We start from the raw sequence: 14,842 nt of genomic DNA, 5'->3' as shown, positions 1-14,842 counted from the left end.
TGTCTGCGATGGCCCCATTCGCAGACCGTATCGTCGTAGAAGACTATCGTGATGCTAAATACTGAGACCGCGTGGTCCGCTACCACCGCAGCCAACAGAACCGCGGGCATCGTCTATGTCGTAGACGACGACGATTCGGTACGCGAAGCGCTAACGGGTCTGCTGCGCTCGATCGACCTGGAAGTCGACGCCTTTCGCTCCGCTGAGGAGTTCCTCGCGGCGCCCAAAGGCCCGGGGCCAGCGTGCCTCGTGCTGGACGTGCGCTTGCGTGGCCAAAGCGGATTGGCGTTGCAGAAGTCGCTATTGACGCAGCAACGCGCTCCGATGCCCGTTGTCTTCATGACGGGATATGGCGATATCGCCATGACGGTCGAGGCGATGAAAGCGGGGGCGCTGGACTTTCTCACCAAGCCGTTCCGCGATCAGGACATGATCGACGCGGTGGTCACGGCATTGCAGTGCGACGCACGACGCCTCGAAGCGGATACCTCGCTGTTCGAGGCTCGCGAACGGTGGGGCGCGCTGACGCCTCGCGAGCGGGAGGTGCTGGTCAACGTCGCGTCCGGTCTGATGAACAAGCAGATCGCATCCAGAATGCGCATCGCCGAGGTGACGGTCAAGATTCATCGGGGCCAGGCAATGCGCAAAATGAATGTGCGCTCCGTTGCCGACCTCGTGCGTAAAACCGTTGCGCTTGGCGTTGGTCCATCCGGGCAGTAAAGGCGGGTGCGAATGACGCCCGCAACGTGGCAATCAGCCAACTTCGCGGTCTTCAATACCACCTCAATGCGGCTTTGATCAGCCCGCCTTTTGCGCACCCATTGCAATTGCGATGACATTCGTCGCATGGGATAATCGCGCAACCTTCTGGTCGCACCAAACTACGCACCTGAACGCAGGTTTCGGCGAACGTTTGAGAATCTCGCGCCTGCTCGCAAAATCAAAACAATGATGGGACTGGCAATTGATCCCGGCATCGTCCTCGATGCGCTGTCTGTGATGGCCTGGACCGCGCTGCCCGACGGTCGGGTCGACTTCGTTAACCGAAAGTGGTCCGAATACACAGGACGCGTGCTCGGCACTTCGTCTGACTGGCAGTGGCGCGACGTGACCAGCGCCGACGACTTGCCGAAGCTGCTCGAGCGGCAAACCGCCATTCTGGCGTCCGCAGAGCCGGGTGAAATTCCGGTGCGTCTACGGCGCTTCGACGGCCAGTACCGTCGGTTCGTGCTTCAGATCAGTCCGCTGCGTGATGCCGAAGGGCGGATCGTCCGGTGGTGCGGAATCTGCAATGACGTCGAGGACTTGCAGCGAGCGGAGGAAGCACTGAAGCGCCGGGAGCTCGACCTGCAGTTGATCGTCGAGAGCATTCCCGTGCCCGTCACGGTGATGTCGCCAACAGGCGAAGTCGAAGCCCAGAATCGGCTCACGTCGGAATACTTCGGAAAGTCGTTCGAGGAACTCAAAGCGTGGCGGAGCGGCGGGTTCATTCATCCGGAAGATCTCGAGGCGGTGATCGTCGCACAGGAAGCATCGCTCGCGAGCGGCGCCGCGCACAATGTAGAGACCCGTTACCGGCGTGCCGACGGAAGCTACCGCTGGTTCAACGTGCGCGGATTTCCGTTGCGCGGCCGGGACGGCGGCATTCTGCGCTGGTTCTTTCTGTCGATCGATATCGAGGACAGCAAGCGTGCGGAAATCACGCTCGCCGCGAGCGAGCGCCACCTCAACGAGACAATCAATGCACTGCCCGCGCTGATCTGGTCAGCGCGCCTGAACGGCACCGGCGAGTTTTACAACCAGCACTACCTCGATTATCTCGGCAGAACCCTGTCGCAGGTGCGAGATTACGGATGGATGGACTCGGTGCATCCGGACGACCGGGCTGGGCTGATGTCGGTGTGGAGCGCCGTGATGGCCAGTCAGTTGCCCGGCGCAGCGGAGGCGCGAATGCTGCGCTACGACGGCCAGTACAGATGGTTTCTGTTTCGCACCAGCCCATTGCGCGACCAGCACGGCAAGGTCGTCAAATGGTACGGCGTCAACATCGACATCGACGATCGCAAGCGTGCGGAGGAGGAACTGCGGCGCAGCGAAGCATTTCTCGCCGAAGGTCAGGCGCTGGCGAGAATGGGCAACTTCTCGTGGCACGTCGATACCGGCGAGATCGCCTGGTCGGATCAGCTTTATCACATCTTCGAGTTCGAGCCGGGCACCACGGTGACGCTCGATCGTATCGTCGCGCGCTATCACCCGGAGGACGTCGGTCTCGCGTTTCAGTTGATCGAACAGGTGCAACGCGGCGATAGCGATGTCGAGAGCCAGTATCGCCTGTTGATGCCCGACCAGTCCGTCAAGCATGTGCATTTGCTCGGGCATCGCGCGACTGACCGTCCGGGACGCCGCGAATACATCGGCACGGCTCTCGATATCAGCCAGCGCCGTCGCTCGGAAGAGGCGCTCGACAAGGCGCGCTCGGAGCTTTTGAATGTCGCGAGGATAACGAGCCTTGGCGCGTTGACGGCTTCGATCGCCCACGAAGTCAACCAGCCGCTGTCGGGAATCGTGACCAACGCCAGCACCTGTCTTCGCATGCTGGCCGCGGTGCCCGCCAATATCGAAGGGGCGCAGGAGACCGCGCGGCGCACGATCCGCGACGGCAACCGCGCGGCCGATGTCATTGCGCGCTTGCGTGCGCTCTTCAGCAAACGCAGCGTGACGCTCGAGGCAGTCGATCTCGGCCATACGGCGCGCGAGGTCGTTGCCCTGATGCAGAGCGATCTGGACCGGGACCGGGTCAGCGTGCGCGCGGAGTTCGCGGACGGGCTGCCGTTGGTCGGCTGTGATCGGGTACAGGTCCAACAGGTGATCATGAATCTGCTGCGCAATGCCGCGGATGCGATGAGCAGCGTCGACGATCGGCCGCGCCGCATGTCGATCAAGACGGAGGCCGAGTCCGACGGGATGGTTCGTTTGACCGTGCAGGACGCAGGGATCGGCTTCGATCCGCAACACACGGAACGGCTTTTCGATGCCTTTTATACGACCAAGAATGACGGCATGGGCATTGGTCTCGCGATCAGCCGGTCGATCATCGAAAGCCACAACGGGCGTCTTTGGGCGGCTTTGCCGAAGGAGGGGCCCGGCGCGAGCTTCGCATTCTGTCTTCCCATATACGGCGGGTAAAGGCGGATAACGGGCATATACATACCTCTGTATGATGGATGCGCATCAGCGAATCCGGCATTGTCCGGTGTTCGGACCAGGATTCATTCGGTGCCTTCACACGAATCGGCGACCGATATTAGCGAGGTATGCCATGAAGAGACCTGGCGAAACCCAGGACCGCGTGTCCACGAGTACCCCGCAGGCGGTTCCTGTCGTGTTCGTCGTGGATGACGACATCTCCGTGCGCGAATCCCTTGAACTGCTGATTCGCAGCGCGGGATGGCAGCCGCGGGTATTCGGATCAGCCCGGCAATTTCTCGCGCACCCGCGTGTTTGCGGACCAAGCTGCCTGCTGCTCGATGTCTCTCTCCCGGATCTGCATGGTCTGGATCTGCAGCGGCAAATCGTGGCCGACCGCGCCGACATGCCGATCATTTTCATCACCGGCTACCCCGATGTGCCCGTTACCGTGCGGGCCATGAAAGCCGGCGCGATCGAATTCTTCACCAAGCCGTTCAACGGTGAAGCTTTGCTCGAGGCCATTCGCGACGGCATTGAACATAGCCGTCACGCGATCGAAGCGGCGAGCGAACATGCCGCGCTGCGGGCTCGCTATGCCGCGCTGACTCGTCGCGAGCGTGAAGTGATGGCGTTGGTGGTTTCCGGGTTGCTCAACAAGCAGGTGGCGGCCGAGCTAGGTATCAGCGAGATCACGGTCAAAGGCCACCGTGGCCGCTTGATGGAGAAGATGGCGGCGAACTCGCTGCCGGACCTCGTGATCATGGCCGCCCAGGTGGGCGGCCAGTTCAACTCGCGTGTCGGCGCGCCGAAGAGTTTTTCATTCGATTGATACCAAGGTATCGTGGATCAGCCGCTCCGCTTCGTGCATGCTTCGAGCGGAGTAATGGACTCAACGAGACTTGATTGCGGGAAATCATGCTGGTAACGGTGGTCGATGATGACGAAGCGGTGCGGGAATCGCTTCCGGATCTGGTGAGAATGTTCGGATATGCGGTCAGCGTGTTCGCGTCGGCGGAAGCTTTCCTTGCGTCCGGCGTCGTCGATCAGACCGATTGTCTGGTCCTCGACGTCAACATGACCGGGAAGGGCGGACTCGGGCTTTTTTCCGAGTTGAAACGTCTCGGCCAGAAGATTCCCGTTGTCTTCATCACCGCCCACAAGGACGAAGCCGTTCGCGAGCGCCTGCTCGCGCAGGGCGCGTCTGATTGTCTGTTCAAGCCCTTTAGCGATACCGCACTTCTCGCGGCACTCCAGTCTGCGCTAGGTGAAAACTGCAAGTAGCTCAGTACTTCGGCGCAATAGCGAGGCCGTTGCTCCGCGTGCGGATATACCTGCGTATAGGGCGCTAAACCGATCGCCGTATAGTCCGATCCGTTGATCGGATGGTGCCATGTCACGTCTGCCCATAAGCTTGATCGAGTCGACTTTAAACTACTCGAGAGGAGATGGAGCGTGGCAAAACTGATTAACGAACGTCGCCGGCAAATTCTGAGAACCGGCCTTGCCGGCGTTGCGGTAGCGGGATCGGGAGTTGCCGGATTCGCTCACGCGCAATCGGTGTCCGCGAGCACGAACGCCGCTTCCTTCGGAGAGATTCGCCGCGTTCAAGCAAATGGTTTGAGCATCGGCTACGTCGATGTGGGCCCGAAAGAAGGTCCGGTCGTTATCCTGCTGCACGGCTGGCCCTACGATATCCACAGCTTCGCCGAGGTCACGCCGATACTCGTGGCGGCCGGGCATCGGGTGCTCGTGCCGTATTTGCGCGGCTATGGTCCGACGCGATTCGTGTCGGCGGACACTCCGCGCAATGGACAGCAAGCCGTTGTCGCCGTCGATATCGTCGCGTTCATGGACGCGCTGAACGTCAGGCAGGCGGTGATCGGCGGATTCGACTGGGGCGCGCGCACCGCCAATATCGTCGCGGCGCTGTGGCCCGAGCGCTGCAAAGCGCTCGTTTCCGTCAGCGGTTATCTGATCGGCAGCCAGGCGGCCAACGAGAAGCCGCTGCCGCCGCAGGCCGAACTCGCCTGGTGGTATCAGTTCTATTTCTCCACGGCGCGCGGCCAGGCAGGCTATGCGCAGAACAGTCACGATTTCAACAAGCTGATCTGGCGTCTTGCGTCGCCGCAGTGGCGCTTCGATGATGCAACCTACGAACGCACGGCGGCATCGTTCGACAACCCTGATCATGTGGCGGTGGTGATCGACAACTATCGCTGGCGTCTGGGGCTTGCGCGCGGCGAGGCCAGGTACGACGACATCGAGAAGAAGCTTGCGCAGTCGCCGGCGATCGCGGTGCCGACCATCACGCTCGAAGGTGACGCCAACGGCGCGCCGCATCCGCAGCCGGCCGCGTACGCCGCGAAGTTCACCGGCAAATACCAGCACCGCGACATCAGCGGTGGCATTGGCCACAATCTGCCTCAAGAGGCGCCCAAGGCGTTCGCCGACGCGCTGCTGCAAGTCCAGCGTCTTTAACGGAAGAGTGTGCGAAATGATGCTCGCTCACTTCAGGGCGCCGCTTGTCGCAACGGCGCTCGTGCTGGCGGCAGCGGCGAATCAGGGTGCCGTGGCCGCCGATGCAATGGGCACGCCGTCGCCCATCTATGGCGTGACGATTCCCAAAGGCTACCGGCAATGGCAGATGGTTGCCCCGGCGGAGGAAGCCGCGCCGCTCGACGAACTGCGCGTGGTGTTGGGCAATCCACTCGCGATCAAGGCAATCGAGAGCGCCACGCAGCCGTTTCCGGACGGGACCGTTCTGGTCAAGCTGGCATACAGAAAGAAGCAGTCGGACGACTTTGCGCCGGCGACCGTGCCGGGCGAACCGACGACGGTGCAGGTCATGGTGAAGGACTCACGCCGCTATGCATCGACGGGCGGTTGGGGCTTCGGACGGTTCGTCAACGGTGTGCCCGCGGATGCCGCGCAGCATCAGACGTGCTTTGCGTGCCATGCCGCGCTTGTCAAGGATCGCGACTACGTTTTCACGCGATACGCGCGTTGACCTGAACGCATTAGCGGCAGCTTGCCCACGATCTTCCGGCTTTCCGCAGGATCATTGGCGTACCGTCGGCGCCGCCGTTCCCGCTCGATGAGCCTATCGAAATGCGCCGGCATTGCCGGCGCGATCTCCCACGATGAAACCGGCAAGATCAGGGCGCTGCGTACAGCGTCAGCTTGCTCGACACCGACTGAACGCCCGGCACTTTCGACGCGACATCCTGAGCGAGCTGGTCCTGCGATTCGTCGAGAATGGTGCCCGCGAGCGTGACCTTGCCCGTGCGCGTATTCGCGAATACGGCGATGTCCGTGTCGTTCAGACTTTTGGAACTGAACAGAGCCTCGCGAACCTTCTTTGCCAGTGCGTGATTGGCGGCGCGATCGGCGCGCATCTCCGCGCGAAGCTGCTCTTTGGTCGGAGCGGCGTTGTCGGCGGGGGGCGTGGCAGCTTGTACGAGTGCGGCCGACGACAGCAGAACGGCGAGAGCACCCGTGAGTGCCTTGTGGCGTAACGTCATGGAATCACCTGTTGACGAGGGATTGAGGAGGAGTCTTGAATGTGGGTCTTGCCCGCTCGAAAGCATAGTCTGCTGTCCGCCTCTTCTCTATCAGACATTCGGTGCCCAACCCTATACGGATGTCGACACAGCGTTATACCTTTGGATATGGCTGCGAGCGTGCGCACATGCAATTGCGCGTCAAACATCACCGCGTTTTTATCGATGCCCGGGAGAAACTCACAATGTGCCGTTACAAATAACGAAGTACCAGACAACATGCGGATACAAAGTGCGCGCTAAATGATGCCTGTATGCATGAGGCTCAATCCGGCACGGCGGCATAACCATCGTTCGGATTGGCGAAGACCAACGACGACTCCCGGGAGAATCCATGAAAGAACTTTGGCGCCTGAGTGCAAGCGAACTTGCGACGCGGATCAGGAACGGTGACGTATCGGCAAAAGAGGCCGCGCAATCCGCATTGGAGCGACTCGAATCGGTGAATCCGGTGCTGAATGCGATCGTTGCGTACCGGCCAGAAGCGGTGATTCAGCAGGCCGAGGCGGTGGACCGCGCGCGCGCTCGTGGCGACAAGCTGGGGCCGCTCGCCGGCGTTCCAGTGACGGTGAAGATCAACATCGACCAGCGTGGTTTTGCGACGACGAACGGAGCGCGGAGCCACGAGAATCTCGTCGCGCAGGTGAACAGCCCGCTCGTCGACAACCTGGAAAAGGCGGGCGCGGTGTTGCTGGGCCGCAGTAACTCGCCGACTTTTGCGTTGCGCTGGTTCACGTCGAACCAGGTGCACGGCAAAACCTTCAATCCCCGAGACCGGTCGCGCACACCGGGTGGTTCGTCGGGCGGCGGCGCTGCCGCCGTCGCGGCGGGCATTGGGCAACTCGCGATCGGCACCGATATCGGCGGTTCGGTCCGCTATCCCGCGTACGCGTGCGGTGTTCATGGAATTCGCCCGAGCCTGGGACGCGTGCCTGCGTATAACGCGACTTGGCCGGAACGCCCGATCGGTCCTCAACTGATGTCGGCGGCGGGCCCGATGGGCCGAACGATCGCCGACCTGCAGCTGGGTCTGCTGGCGCTGTCGGCACCGGACGTGCGGGACCCCTGGTATGTGCCGATGCCGCTGGTCGGCGCCGAGGCGCCGAAGCGCGCGGCGTTGTGCCTGCGTCCCGGCGGTTTGCGGATCGCTGCGGAAGTCGAAACGGCGCTGCGCGAAGCCGCGCGCAAACTCGTCGATGCGGGCTGGACGGTCGATGAAATTGACGACACGCCACCGATTCGCGAGGCAGCGCAAGTCCAGGAGCGGCTGTGGCTTGGCGATGGATTCGACGCCCTGGCAAATTCGGTGGAGAGCGATGGCGACCCGGGCGCGGCCGCGGTGGTCGCGGCGGCGCGGCTGAAGGTAGTCGACCTGCCGGTCGATGTCATCAAGGATTCGCTCGTCAAACGTACCACCTTGATGCGGCAGTGGCGGACATTCTTCGATCGCTATCCGCTTCTGGTCCTGCCCGTATCGGCGGAGCTGCCGTTTCCCGACGATCTGGATCGCGAGGGCATCGCAGGGTTCGAGCGCGTGTGGGAGTCGCAACTCACGATGCGAGCGCTGCCCGCGATGGGCTTGCCGGGTCTCACGGTCACGACTGATCTGGTGAACGGAGTTCCAGTGGGCGTTCAGATCGTTGCCGCGCATTTCAGGGAGGACCTGTGTCTGCAGGCCGGGCTTGCGATCGAACAGCGCAGTGCGCCGGTGTCGGTGGTCGATCCGGTAGCGGACTGATCATCCGTACGCGAAGCCGCGAAGCAGAATCGAATAATGAATGGAAGAAAGGACCATGCGTGAAATCAATGGAGGCTATATCAATGGCGAGTTCGCGCGCTTGCATGGCGCCGAGACCATCGAGTCTCTGAACCCCGCCACCGAGCAACCGATTGCGATAGTCCGGCTCGCCGATCGCGACGACGCCCGAAATGCGATCGCCGCGGCGTGTGCCGTCCAGCCATTCTTGCGGGATACGTCGAAAGCGGAGCGTATCGACATGCTGCATAGCCTGCAGGCAGCGATCCTCGCTCGTACCGACGACATCCGTGAAGCCACCATCGAGGAATACGGCGGTCCGTTGGCGCGGGCGCAGTGGGTCAGTCGATACGCGTCCGATTGCCTGTCGAGAACGGCCGACCTGTTGAAGGATTTTCCGTTCGAACGACAGATAGGCGATGCGAGCGTGCGTCTCGAACCGGTGGGCGTCTCCGCGCTGATCGTTCCATGGAACAGCATCGCGGGGACGATCTGCAGCAAGCTGGCGTCCGCGCTCGCGGCCGGCTGCGCAACCGTCATCAAGCCGAGCGAACTCGCTCCGTTGCAGACGCAGGTGGTGACGGAAGCCCTGCATGCAGCGAAGCTCCCTGCCGGCGCCGTGAACGTCGTGCTGGGACGTGGCAGTGACGTCGGCGACGAACTGAGCATCAATCCTGGCGTCAGGAAAATCTCGTTCACGGGTTCGACTTCGACGGGCAAGCATATCGCCCGCGCCGCTGTCGATACGATGAAGCGAGTGAGCCTGTCGTTGTCAGGAAAATCGGCGTCGATCGTGTTACCCGATGCCGATCTCGACAGTGCGATCCCTCTCGCACTGAACGCGGCCCTCATGAACAACGGCCAGGCTTGCGTGAACGGTACGCGTCTGCTTGTGCCGCGGATCAGGTTGAACGAAGCGTTGTCTCTGGTCGAACGTACGGTTTCGGCGATGCCGGTTGGCGACCCGCGCGACCCGGCAACGGTAATTGGGCCGCTGTCCACGCGCAGCCAGTACGAGCGCATCCAGCGCTACATTCAGGTCGGCCTTGCGCAAGGGGCGACGCTGGTAACCGGCGGGGAAGGCCGCCCAGATGGTTTGACTAAAGGTTTCTTCGTCAAGCCGACCGTTTTCGCTGACGTGCATCCGGAGATGGATATCGCGAAAGAGGAAATCTTCGGCCCGGTACTCTGCGTTCTCGCGTACGACTCCGAAGACGAAGCCATCAGAATGGCCAACGACTCGATCTACGGACTGCAGGCCTACGTCTTCTCGGGGCGGCAAGAACATGGCGTCGCGATTGCTTCGGCGTTGGAGGCGGGCAGTGTGCTGGTCAATCGCATCGTCCCGGAAACGATGGCGCCTTTTGGCGGCGTAAAGCAATCGGGGGTTGGCCGCGAATTCGGCGTGTACGGCCTCGAGGCATTCCTCGAGCCAAAGTCGATCGTGTCTCCGAAGCACTGATCACGCGTACGCAACAGCTATATCACCACAGAACCAGATCTATCGAGGAGGTCTTGATGAGTCGTATCGATATCTATGAAAAACTGAGCGAGCTTGGCATCGGTCTGCCGACTGCCGGCGCGCCGGCGGCCGCTTACGTGATGTGTCGTCAAGCGGGCAGCAGCGTCTATCTGTCCGGTCACATTGCGAAGCGTGATGGCAAGGTCTGGGTGGGCAAACTCGGCGAAACATTGGCGACGCAGGAGGGCAAACAGGCCGCCCGGCTGACCGCGATCGATGTACTGGCCTCGCTGCACACCTTTCTGGGCGATCTGAATCGGGTACAGGGGATCATCAAGCTCCTGTGCCTCGTCAATTCGGCGCCCGATTACACCGAGCAGCATCTGGTGACCAACGGCGCTTCCGAACTGCTGGTTGAAATCTTTGGCGAAGACGGCAAGCACGCCCGTTCGGCCTTCGGCGTCGCGCAGATTCCGTTGGGTGCGTGCCTTGAACTGGAAATGACGGTACAAGTGGCCTAGGTTCGTCCGGCAGGCGCGCGCCTCAGCGCGCCAGCAGCGAAACCGTCGCGATGCCGAGAATCGTCATGATCAGCGACGTGCTCACGTGAATCGCCACTTCGCCAGCCGCCCAGCCGAGCCGGCCGTCCTGCAGGCGCTGCACGACTTCCGCGGAGAACGTCGAGAACGTCGACAGCCCGCCCATCAGACCGGTGATGACGAATAGCCGCCATTCCGGCGAGAGCTGGGGCACACGCGCGAAGCCCGCGACCGCCACGCCGATGATGTAGCCGGCGATCACGTTGGCGGCGAGGGTGCCAAGCGGCAGGTCACTAAAGAGTGGGTTCAGTCGAAAGCCGAGGAACCAGCGAAACAGCGAGCCGAGTGCGCCGCCAATCGCGACAGCGAGAAAAGACCAATACATGGACGAGGATCGAACCGGGAATGTCGACAAACCGGTTGATGCGGGCGAGTTGATGCCGCGTCCGCATAACCGGGCGTAGCAGGCATCATCAGCCCCATGGGCGGTTAATGGAGAATGCCATCTCCAGCCGCGAAGTCTAACATCGGCGTGCGGATTTTGGGGACAGGCGTGTGGCCCACGCCGTCCCGCGTCCCGCGAGCGCCGCCCTGGTTTACTCCGGCGTCGCCGAAATCTTGTGAATCGACAGATCGGCGCCGTTGTACTCCTCTTCCTGGTCGAGCCGCAGACCGACCGTCATGCGGATCACGCCATACACGACCGTGCCGCCGAGCCCCGACACGACGATCCCGCCGAGCGTGCCGATGATCTGCGAGGCGAACGACACCCCGCCCAGCCCGCCGAGCGCGTGGGTGCCGAAGATGCCGGCCGCGATGCCGCCCCATGCGCCGCACAGGCCGTGCAGCGGCCACACGCCGAGCACGTCGTCGATGCGCCAGCGGTTCTGCACGCAGGTGAACATATAGACGAACAGCACGCCGGCGATGCCGCCCGTGACCAGCGCGCCGAGCGGATGCATGATGTCCGAGCCCGCGCACACGGCGACGAGCCCAGCGAGCGGGCCGTTGTACGTGAAGCCCGGGTCATTGCGGCCCGCGAACCACGCGCTCAGCGTGCCGCCGACCATCGCCATCAGCGAGTTGACCGCGACGAGGCCGCTGATCTTGTCGAGCGTCTGCGAGCTCATCACGTTGAAGCCGAACCAGCCGACCGTCAGCACCCATGCGCCGAGCGCGAGAAACGGAATATTCGACGGCGGGTGCGCGGCGATGCCGCCATCGCGGTGATAGCGGCCGTGGCGCGCACCGAGCAGCAGCACGGCCGGCAGCGCGACCCAGCCGCCGAACGCGTGCACCACCACCGAACCAGCGAAGTCATGGAACGGTGCGCCGAACGTCTGCGTGAGCCAGTCCTGAATGCCGAAACGGTCGTTCCACGCGATGCCTTCGAAGAACGGATAGACGAAGCCGACCAGCACGAACGTCGCGAACAGCTGTGGATTGAACTTGGAGCGCTCGGCGATGCCGCCCGACACGATCGCGGGGATCGCGGCGGCGAACGTCAGCAGGAAGAAAAAGCGCACGAGCGCATAGCCGTTGTGCTGGGCGAGCGTTGCCGCGCTGTCGAAAAACTGCACGCCGTATGCGATCGTGTAGCCGATGAAGAAGTACGCGATCGTCGAGACCGCGAAGTCCACCAGAATCTTGACCAGTGCATTGACCTGGTTCTTCTTGCGCACGGTGCCGAGCTCCAGGAAGGCGAATCCCGCGTGCATCGCCAGCACCATGGCGGCGCCGATCAGAAGAAATTCGGTATCGGCGCCGTATTTCAGACTTTCCATCGATATGTCCCGCTTATGCCAAAAAAGTGCGCTATGTGAGCAAGAACCGGGCCAAACTAGTGCTGGCCGCGTCGGCTCGGTGCAATCGGGCACCGGGATGGGAGTCCGGATGGTTTCGGGCGGTGCGCTGCCCGAGTGGGCCATGCACCTGAACCGAGATGTTAGGCACAACAAAAGTGCATGAATCGACGACTCTGCGCAGAATGACCCATACGAGGGCGAAATATTCGATTTAAATTACATTATCATTCGGAATCCTGACGCAAGAAGATGCTGGCGGCGCAACGGAGAAAGAGCCGCGATCCACAGGTTCGTGCCCCTCTTTCTTTTCCCGCGCAAACGCCGACATAATGTGCCGACTCCGTACACGATCCGCCTGCCAACCCTCCCATGGGCACGCATGAGACTGACCACAAAAGGCCTGCTGCTGATCGCGATCCCCGCCGTCTTCGAACTCGCGCTACTCACCGGCGTCGTGAAGGCGCAGGCCGACGCGACGATGGCCGAGCGCCGGGCGATACATAGCGAGGAGGTGCTGCGCCAGGCCACGGCGATTCTCGATCCGGTGCTGTCCGAGTCGGTCGCGCTGCGCGGCGCGGTGCTTGCCAACGATGCGCGCTTCACGACCCCGATCGCGGTATGGATGGACGTCGATCGGCGCATCGACGAGCTCGTCGATCTGGTCGGCGACAATCCCGCGCAAGTCGAGCGCGTGGTCGAGGTGCGCCAGGCGGTGCAGGCGTACCGCCAGTGGTCCGACCGCATTGAGGACCTGCTGCACGCCGGGCGGCGGGCCGAGATTCTCGCGCGCTTTCACGATCGCGCCCAGGCCGACGCGCTCGATCAGTTCCGTTTGCAGGTGACCGCGTTCCAGGCCGAGGAGCGCCGCCTCGACATGTCGCGCTCGAATGCCGTCGCCGCCGTGCGCGAGCGGGAACAGACGCTGATCGTCGCGGCCGCGTTGGGCTCGCTGCTGTTCGTCGCGCTCGCCATCTGGATGTTCACGCGCGGCGTGCGCGGCCGGCTCGCGCTGCTGTCCGACAACGCGGGCCGGCTTGCCGGCAACGAGCCGCTCGCGCCGCTCGGCGCGGGTCGCGATGAAATCGCGCGGCTCGATCGGACCTTGCACGAGACGAGCCGCCGTCTGCTCGAAGCCGAGCGCATCGAGGCGCGCTTTCATGCGGACCTCGAGCGCCGCGCCGCCGAACTCGCGCGCATCAACGAGACGCTGCGCCAGCAGACCCAGGAAAACGAAATGTTCATCTACAGCGTGTCGCATGATCTGCGCGCGCCGCTCGTGAACCTGCAGGGATTTTCGAAGGAGCTGATTCGCGCCTGCGACGAGTTGCGCGACGTGGTGCGCGGCTCGTCGCTCGCAATCAGCTCGCGCGAGCGGATCGAGCGGATCGTCGACGAGGACATCGGCGAGGCGCTGCATTATCTGCAGACCGCGGTGCTGCGCGCGTCGCACATCATCGACGCGCTGCTGCGGCTGTCGCGTGTCGGACGTGTCGAGTACCGCCGCCAGAAGGTCGATGTGCGCGACATCGTGCAACGCGTCGTCGATGCGATGCAAGTCTCGATCCGCGCGCGGCGCGCGCGCGTGACGGTCGGCGAATTGCCCGCGGTATGGGGCGACCCGACCGCGCTCGAACAGATCTTCGCGAATCTGATCGGCAATGCGGTCAACTATCTGGACCCGGCGCGCGAGGGCCGCGTCGAAATCGGCACGACGCCCGCACCGCCGGGCGTGCATTCGCTGCGAATCTTCTATGTGCGCGACAACGGCCTCGGCATTCCGTCGATCGCGCTGCCGCGGCTGTTCACCGCGTTCCAGCGCCTGCACGGCCACGCGGCGGCCGGCGAGGGCATCGGCCTCGCGCTCGTGCGACGGATGGTCGAGCGGCATGGCGGGCGAGTGTGGGCGGAATCGAGGGAGGGAGTTGGCACGACGTTCTATCTGTCGCTGCCGGTGGCGCGTGCCGCGGGCGCGAAACCGGTCGCGGCAGGAGCGGCTGTGCTCGACGCGGCGGGGCCGGCTCCGGCGGCGCGCGGTGCGCGCGAGAGTGGGCAGGGCGCTGCGGGGTCAGGCTGTGGCGCCGGCAGCGGGTTGCCCGCACCTGCGCTCGACGATGTGCGAGAGATCACTACGCGGTAGGAGCATTCGATCGTACGGCGCGGATGACGCCCGCCCGTTCCCTAGCGGGCGAAAATCCGCCGTGGCTTCAGCAGTCTTCGGCCGCGCACCGACCAGTAGCAGCTGCATGCCAGCAGCACGGCGATGCCGGCGGACGATTCGGCCGGCGTCGGCCGAACGCCGGCGATACCCTCGACGGCAAACAGGCCGTTCGTGACACCGAGCAGCGCCGCCCACAGCGCGCACGCGGCCTGCATCAGCAAACGGGTTCCCTTCATATGCCGAGCGCGGGTGTCGTGCGACCAGGTGGGTGGCCGGCGTGCGCAGAAGAAGACGATCACCATCAGCATGATGACGAGGGTGACGATCCAGTCGATCAGTTTCATCGAAACAGCACTCCCTAAAAGCAGCCGCG

Annotated in this window: 14 protein-coding genes and 1 riboswitch; of the genes, 10 read left to right on the top strand and 4 right to left on the bottom strand. The window is 63.1% G+C overall.

Going from position 1 to position 14,842, the window contains the following annotated elements; translation table 11 throughout:
• Positions 1-51 precede the first annotated feature (51 nt).
• From GCT19_RS13070 to GCT19_RS13045, 6 genes are all read left to right on the top strand, one after another.
• Entirely contained in the window at positions 52-720 is a 669-nt protein-coding gene (locus tag GCT19_RS13070; protein WP_152852242.1) for a response regulator transcription factor, read from the top strand.
• 228 nt (positions 721-948) lie between these two features.
• A complete protein-coding gene (locus tag GCT19_RS13065) occupies positions 949-3,186 on the top strand; it encodes a PAS domain-containing sensor histidine kinase (protein ID WP_152852176.1) in 2,238 nt (745 codons plus the stop codon).
• Positions 3,187-3,319: 133 nt separating this feature from the next.
• Entirely contained in the window at positions 3,320-4,018 is a 699-nt protein-coding gene (locus GCT19_RS13060; protein WP_152852241.1) for a response regulator transcription factor, read from the top strand.
• Between the two features lie 86 nt (positions 4,019-4,104).
• A complete protein-coding gene (locus GCT19_RS13055) occupies positions 4,105-4,470 on the top strand; it encodes a response regulator transcription factor (RefSeq protein WP_152852240.1) in 366 nt (121 codons plus the stop codon).
• 171 nt (positions 4,471-4,641) lie between these two features.
• On the top strand, positions 4,642-5,667 hold the full coding sequence (locus GCT19_RS13050) for an alpha/beta fold hydrolase (protein ID WP_321576799.1): 1,026 nt from the start codon (positions 4,642-4,644) through the stop codon (positions 5,665-5,667).
• Between the two features lie 16 nt (positions 5,668-5,683).
• Positions 5,684-6,196 (top strand): cytochrome P460 family protein, encoded by a 513-nt coding sequence (locus GCT19_RS13045; RefSeq protein ID WP_152852175.1) that lies wholly within the window; start codon positions 5,684-5,686, stop codon positions 6,194-6,196.
• A gap of 148 nt (positions 6,197-6,344) precedes the next feature.
• Here the strand turns inward: GCT19_RS13045 and GCT19_RS13040 are convergent, their stop codons facing one another.
• Positions 6,345-6,710 carry a BON domain-containing protein gene (locus tag GCT19_RS13040; RefSeq protein ID WP_152852174.1) on the bottom strand — a complete coding sequence of 122 codons (366 nt, stop codon included), beginning with the start codon at positions 6,708-6,710 and terminating at the stop codon, positions 6,345-6,347.
• A gap of 373 nt (positions 6,711-7,083) precedes the next feature.
• Between GCT19_RS13040 and GCT19_RS13035 the strand changes: the two genes are divergently transcribed.
• Genes GCT19_RS13035 through GCT19_RS13025 form a run of 3 tightly spaced genes read left to right on the top strand, consistent with a single transcriptional unit; the run spans position 7,084 to position 10,488 of the window.
• Positions 7,084-8,487: an amidase family protein gene (locus GCT19_RS13035; RefSeq protein ID WP_152852173.1), complete on the top strand. Its 1,404-nt coding sequence runs from the start codon at positions 7,084-7,086 to the stop codon at positions 8,485-8,487.
• A gap of 55 nt (positions 8,488-8,542) precedes the next feature.
• Positions 8,543-9,967, top strand: coding sequence for an aldehyde dehydrogenase family protein (locus GCT19_RS13030; RefSeq protein WP_152852172.1), 1,425 nt, complete (start codon positions 8,543-8,545; stop codon positions 9,965-9,967).
• Between the two features lie 56 nt (positions 9,968-10,023).
• Positions 10,024-10,488 carry a RidA family protein gene (locus GCT19_RS13025; protein ID WP_152852171.1) on the top strand — a complete coding sequence of 155 codons (465 nt, stop codon included), beginning with the start codon at positions 10,024-10,026 and terminating at the stop codon, positions 10,486-10,488.
• 22 nt (positions 10,489-10,510) lie between these two features.
• Here GCT19_RS13025 and crcB read toward each other — a convergent pair whose 3' ends face one another.
• Together crcB and GCT19_RS13015 are read right to left on the bottom strand one after the other, a co-directional pair.
• Positions 10,511-10,891: a fluoride efflux transporter CrcB gene (crcB, locus tag GCT19_RS13020; protein ID WP_013089119.1), complete on the bottom strand. Its 381-nt coding sequence runs from the start codon at positions 10,889-10,891 to the stop codon at positions 10,511-10,513.
• 72 nt (positions 10,892-10,963) lie between these two features.
• Positions 10,964-11,025, bottom strand: a riboswitch (Fluoride riboswitch).
• 77 nt (positions 11,026-11,102) lie between these two features.
• Positions 11,103-12,290, bottom strand: a complete 1,188-nt coding sequence (locus GCT19_RS13015) for an ammonium transporter (protein WP_152852170.1) — start codon at positions 12,288-12,290, stop codon at positions 11,103-11,105.
• A gap of 400 nt (positions 12,291-12,690) precedes the next feature.
• Here GCT19_RS13015 and GCT19_RS13010 point away from each other — a divergent pair, with 400 nt between their 5' ends.
• The gene (locus GCT19_RS13010) at positions 12,691-14,448 is read left to right on the top strand and encodes a sensor histidine kinase (protein WP_152852169.1); all 1,758 of its coding nucleotides are present in this window, start codon (positions 12,691-12,693) and stop codon (positions 14,446-14,448) included.
• Between the two features lie 41 nt (positions 14,449-14,489).
• On the opposite strand, the gene GCT19_RS13005 is transcribed toward GCT19_RS13010, so the two are convergent.
• Entirely contained in the window at positions 14,490-14,813 is a 324-nt protein-coding gene (locus tag GCT19_RS13005; RefSeq protein ID WP_018432280.1) for a hypothetical protein, read from the bottom strand.
• Between the last annotated feature and the right edge of the window lie 29 nt (positions 14,814-14,842).

It is taken from the genome of Paraburkholderia atlantica, assembly GCF_009362785.1.
In the GTDB taxonomy this organism is placed as follows: domain Bacteria; phylum Pseudomonadota; class Gammaproteobacteria; order Burkholderiales; family Burkholderiaceae; genus Paraburkholderia; species Paraburkholderia atlantica.
This window is presented reverse-complemented; position numbering and strand designations above follow the sequence as displayed.

Excerpts from the sequence above, each read along its gene's own strand:
- GCT19_RS13070 (WP_152852242.1), top strand. The coding sequence starts at position 52 with ATGCTAAATACTGAGACCGCGTGGTCCGCTACCACCGCAGCCAACAGA.
- GCT19_RS13065 (WP_152852176.1), top strand. The coding sequence starts at position 949 with ATGATGGGACTGGCAATTGATCCCGGCATCGTCCTCGATGCGCTGTCT.
- GCT19_RS13060 (WP_152852241.1), top strand. The coding sequence starts at position 3,320 with ATGAAGAGACCTGGCGAAACCCAGGACCGCGTGTCCACGAGTACCCCG.
- GCT19_RS13055 (WP_152852240.1), top strand. The coding sequence starts at position 4,105 with ATGCTGGTAACGGTGGTCGATGATGACGAAGCGGTGCGGGAATCGCTT.
- GCT19_RS13045 (WP_152852175.1), top strand. The coding sequence starts at position 5,684 with ATGATGCTCGCTCACTTCAGGGCGCCGCTTGTCGCAACGGCGCTCGTG.
- GCT19_RS13040 (WP_152852174.1), bottom strand. The coding sequence starts at position 6,710 with ATGACGTTACGCCACAAGGCACTCACGGGTGCTCTCGCCGTTCTGCTG.
- GCT19_RS13035 (WP_152852173.1), top strand. The coding sequence starts at position 7,084 with ATGAAAGAACTTTGGCGCCTGAGTGCAAGCGAACTTGCGACGCGGATC.
- GCT19_RS13030 (WP_152852172.1), top strand. The coding sequence starts at position 8,543 with ATGCGTGAAATCAATGGAGGCTATATCAATGGCGAGTTCGCGCGCTTG.
- GCT19_RS13025 (WP_152852171.1), top strand. The coding sequence starts at position 10,024 with ATGAGTCGTATCGATATCTATGAAAAACTGAGCGAGCTTGGCATCGGT.
- crcB (WP_013089119.1), bottom strand. The coding sequence starts at position 10,891 with ATGTATTGGTCTTTTCTCGCTGTCGCGATTGGCGGCGCACTCGGCTCG.
- GCT19_RS13015 (WP_152852170.1), bottom strand. The coding sequence starts at position 12,290 with ATGGAAAGTCTGAAATACGGCGCCGATACCGAATTTCTTCTGATCGGC.
- GCT19_RS13010 (WP_152852169.1), top strand. The coding sequence starts at position 12,691 with ATGAGACTGACCACAAAAGGCCTGCTGCTGATCGCGATCCCCGCCGTC.
- GCT19_RS13005 (WP_018432280.1), bottom strand. The coding sequence starts at position 14,813 with ATGAAACTGATCGACTGGATCGTCACCCTCGTCATCATGCTGATGGTG.